General features: G+C 57.3%; 6 protein-coding genes. All 6 read right to left on the bottom strand.

All coding sequences use genetic code 11. From position 1 onward, the window contains the following. Nucleotides 1-425: DUF669 domain-containing protein (locus tag B5E84_RS20025; protein WP_087226684.1), on the bottom strand; the 425-nt coding region annotated here is incomplete at its 3' end. A gap of 14 nt (nt 426-439) precedes the next feature. Then, the gene (locus tag B5E84_RS20020; RefSeq protein WP_087226681.1) at nt 440-1,621 is read right to left on the bottom strand and encodes an ATP-binding protein; all 1,182 of its coding nucleotides are present in this window, start codon (nt 1,619-1,621) and stop codon (nt 440-442) included. Further along, nucleotides 1,621-2,901 carry an AAA family ATPase gene (locus B5E84_RS20015; protein WP_087226678.1) on the bottom strand — a complete coding sequence of 427 codons (1,281 nt, stop codon included), beginning with the start codon at nt 2,899-2,901 and terminating at the stop codon, nt 1,621-1,623. The genes B5E84_RS20020 and B5E84_RS20015 overlap by 1 nt, the downstream gene beginning before the upstream one ends. A 24-nt stretch (nt 2,902-2,925) precedes the next feature. After that, nucleotides 2,926-3,138: a DUF6906 family protein gene (locus B5E84_RS20010; RefSeq protein WP_087226675.1), complete on the bottom strand. Its 213-nt coding sequence runs from the start codon at nt 3,136-3,138 to the stop codon at nt 2,926-2,928. Nucleotides 3,139-3,153: 15 nt separating this feature from the next. Beyond that, nucleotides 3,154-3,336, bottom strand: coding sequence for a hypothetical protein (locus B5E84_RS20005; protein ID WP_087226672.1), 183 nt, complete (start codon nt 3,334-3,336; stop codon nt 3,154-3,156). A gap of 12 nt (nt 3,337-3,348) precedes the next feature. Next, a complete protein-coding gene (locus B5E84_RS20000; RefSeq protein ID WP_087226669.1) occupies nt 3,349-3,591 on the bottom strand; it encodes a hypothetical protein in 243 nt (80 codons plus the stop codon). Between the last annotated feature and the right edge of the window lie 134 nt (nt 3,592-3,725).

Raw genomic sequence — 3,725 nt, 5'->3', positions numbered from 1 at the left:
TACGGGAGATATTTCACCACCTGGTTGTTGGTCCGGTCATTCCCGTTCTTATCCTTATAGGTATGGACTTCGATCTCAACCTTGCCGGTGGCTCCGGGCACGGCCCCCCAGTTGGGCCGCCGCAGCGGCTCCCCTTTCTTTTTCTGGCCAATCCCAAGGAAGAACTGGCCGAGACGCCACTCCGCCTTAGAATTGAGGTATAAAGTATCGAACACCCGGCAAAGGGCCCCTGTTTTAGGGCTGCGGATTTGCAGGGTCAGGTTCGCGCAGTTGCAGGCCGCCATCCGCTCGCTCCCAGGGTAACGGCCCCGCTCCATGCTCTCTACCGTAAACTCATAGGTTCCCGCCGGCAGGATCTCAAACTCCTGCCCTTCCTGTTCGATCGGCTCATCCCAGCCAATTTCTCTCCCTAAATCTTCATTCATTGTGCATTTCCTCCTTAATTAAATGGGATCGCATCCGTTTCCTTCATCTCCCGGATCATCCGGTAAACTTTTTCCCAGGCACCTACAAGGACTCCTTCGATAAAATCCGGATCGTACGCCTGGATCGGTGTATCCGCCGGATAGTAGCCTCTGGCCGCCACCACGTTCTGGATGTCCCACTCATCCACCCCGTTGGCCTCCATCAGGTCCCGCAGGGCCTTTGGGATGTTCTTCGGCAGGCTCGACGGGATCCCACCGGCGGGGGCGGCATCCAGTTGCTCCTTCTTTTCCGCCGCCCTGTCCTTTTCCGGAACGCGGGGCGGCGGGACAGGTTCCTCCCTCATGGTCTCCTGGGACATGAATGGTGGGAGCTCCAGCTCTGTATGGTTTTCCTTTGGGACCGGCGGTTCCGGCCCATTCACCGGGGGCTCTATGGACACAGCCTCCTGACGGTTCGCCGGTACGTTTCCAGCTGCCTGCATGATGTGGGCGATCTCCCCATAATCAAAAGGCAGCTCCTCCGCCAGGCCATACCGGTTCTTGGCGTCCCAACAGGGATGGTGGACCGTGTACATCACCCGGCAGCCTCCCTGGGCCTTATTCTTCCCCTTCTGGGCCCCCTGGCCGTCCACGTTGACCACGAAGGTCTTATAGTTGGCAAAGAGTACCATGTCCGCCCATTCCTTCACCATCGGCGCCGTCTGTTTGGTCAGTTTCATCTCCCAGCGGTCATAAGCCCCCAGCTCGTCCGGCTGCTCAAACTTGCGCATTTTCGCATGGGCGGTGAGCACCACATGGACGCCGGCCTTTACGACCTCCTCCAGCAGGTTTAAGAGACGTCCAAACTCCTCCTGCACGTAGGTATAGCCCTTCCCGTAGCCGAACTCCTCCAGACCGTCCTTATGGAACTTCGCGCAGATATGGTCCACGCAGAGCATTTCCGCCCAGTCCGCCGTATCCACCACCAGGGTCCGGCAGACATTCGGATGGCCCTTCACATACCGCACCTGCTCCAAAAGCATGGTCCAGCTGGAGGGTGCCTCAAAGCGGGCCACATCCATGTCTTTGGTGCTCCCCTCCGTATCAATGAACACCGGATCCGGAAACCGGGAGGCAAACGTGCTTTTCCCGATCCCTTCCGGGCCGTACACCACTACCTTTTTCGCACTGGGCTGTTTCCCCCGAAAAATCTTCATTAAAATTCACCTGCTTTCCACTTGCTAGCCTTCGGGCTTTCCTGGGCCCTTCCGGCGTCCTCCTCTTTGCTGTACCCATCCTCAATGATGATGCTGCATTCCCCTCCGGTGCTCACGCGGGTGGCGATCGCCTGGAGCCCTTCCTGCTCCAGCCAGGCCCCGAACTCCGCCAGGGTTTTCATGTCCATCTGTTCCAGCTTATCCAAAAGGACAAACCCACACTGAGGGTTCAGTTTCCGGACAATCGCGGTGGCCACCTTTAACCGGTCGGAACCGGACATATTGTCCCATTTCTGCCCCTGGTAAACCAGCTCCCCTTCAGATACGGACAGGCCCGGAAGGGGCAGGGCGGCATGGTTTAACAGCTCTGTCTGGGCGTCCCGCACCTGCGTGATCCTGGCCGTAAGCCTGGAATACTGGTCTGTGTAATCCTGGGCGTCTTCCTCCGCCTTTTCCTTATCCAGGTTGGCACGGACCTTCCGGTTAATCTCATCAATTTCCGCAATGCTCCGCTCCAGTTCCGCCGTTGATTCATCCACCAGGTCCTCCGCGGACTTCCTCGCCGTCTGGAGGTCCTCCTCCAGGACAGTCTGGCGCCGTAACAGCCGGGACAGTTCTTCCGTCACCTGCTGGTATTCCTGTTCCAGGCGGTGTAAATTCTCCCGTTTCCGCTGGTTCTCCCCATTCTGGGCCAGGATCGCCTGCTGTTTCCGGATTAAGTCTGCCGCGGACACGATTTCCTTGGGCGCGTCTGGGTAATAGGTCTGTTCCTCCGCAAACTTCCGCTTTCGGTCCGCGATCTGGCCGATGGCCAGCCGCTCGTTGTACAGGCGTTTCTCCTCCTGCTCCAGCTCCGTCAGACGGTCCCCGACCCCGATGATCTGAAGGAGGGTCTGGGCCTTTTCCTTCCCGTTGGCCTCCATGAACTTCGGGAGGTCCAGGGCAAGCTGGTTCACGAACTCATTAAGGAGCTGCTGCCCCGCCTTTTTCCCGCTGGGATCCGTGACCTTTAGATCACTGTTCTTCCCTTTTCGCTCTACCACAAGGCCGTTGTTCATCACGATATGCAGATACGGCGGGATCACGGAACCCTCTCTTGCTGCCTGGGAAGGCCGGTAACGGTCCCCTCCCAGCGCCCAGGCGATAGAGTCCAGCACAGAGGTTTTCCCCTGGTTGTTGTCCCCGCCGATAATGGTGAGGCCGTTTGCCGCCGGCTTTAACTTCACCGCCTTGATCCGCTTGACGTTTTCGATTTCCAGCTGATTGATTTTCATGGTCATCTTGACTTTTCCTCCTCTTATGCCCTACAATAGGCTTGTGTTTATTGATTCATGGCCCTGCCCGGTTGCCGCCGGCGGGGCCTTTTTAATGATCCGGGTTGCGCCAGTTCTCCGGCTCACCAGCCGCAGCTCCGCCGGCGTCTCTGCCAGCACCAGCCAGTTGCGCACCTCCAGCCCGGCGGCGCTGATGAGCGCCTTCTGGTCTCTGGTGGGCTTTGCCGCCCTACTTTTTCCCATCCAGATCACCTCCTTTTAGTCTGGAAATTCTTCCGTTGTCATACTCAAGACTCGCTGAAATCCTGGAAAGCCAACTCCCATATGGGCATACAGCCCACCAACTTTCAGCTTTGGCTCATAGCAGGTATAGTTTTTCGCCCGTTTGGCCCGTGAGCCATCCAAGCGCTCCCGGATTACTTTGTACACATACAATGTCATCTCCGCCCCTCCTTACACATAGATTCGAATCTGATCCGGCCGGACAATCATCTTTTTGACCGGCAGATCATCATACTGGCAATCACCTGCGGTGCTGCCATAATCCTTACAGAGCACTTTTTCACCCCGGATGATCTTAGCCACAGTCTTACGTCTAACCTCCGGATTAGCTCTTCCCGGCGTCTCTTCCAATAATACTTGCCGCACGGTCTTCCGCCCGGCGTAGATTGTCACCTCTTCCCAATATCCTCGCATTGTTTCTTTCCTCCTCACACCGACACGTTGGCCAGCACATAGGCCAGCGCCATAGCTGTTATCACGAACATCCAGAACAGCACCGCCCGATCCCGCTCCAGCCGCTCCACTTTACCCTGGAGCTTGTCCATGTG

The organism is Lachnoclostridium sp. An14, assembly GCF_002160755.1.
Classification (GTDB): domain Bacteria; phylum Bacillota; class Clostridia; order Lachnospirales; family Lachnospiraceae; genus Lachnoclostridium_A.
This window is presented reverse-complemented; position numbering and strand designations above follow the sequence as displayed.

Bases quoted from the DNA above. Each gene is read 5' to 3' on its own strand.
- B5E84_RS20020 (WP_087226681.1), bottom strand. From the start codon at position 1,621: ATGAAGATTTTTCGGGGGAAACAGCCCAGTGCGAAAAAGGTAGTGGTG.
- B5E84_RS20005 (WP_087226672.1), bottom strand. From the start codon at position 3,336: ATGACATTGTATGTGTACAAAGTAATCCGGGAGCGCTTGGATGGCTCA.
- B5E84_RS20015 (WP_087226678.1), bottom strand. From the start codon at position 2,901: ATGACCATGAAAATCAATCAGCTGGAAATCGAAAACGTCAAGCGGATC.
- B5E84_RS20010 (WP_087226675.1), bottom strand. From the start codon at position 3,138: ATGGGAAAAAGTAGGGCGGCAAAGCCCACCAGAGACCAGAAGGCGCTC.
- B5E84_RS20000 (WP_087226669.1), bottom strand. From the start codon at position 3,591: ATGCGAGGATATTGGGAAGAGGTGACAATCTACGCCGGGCGGAAGACC.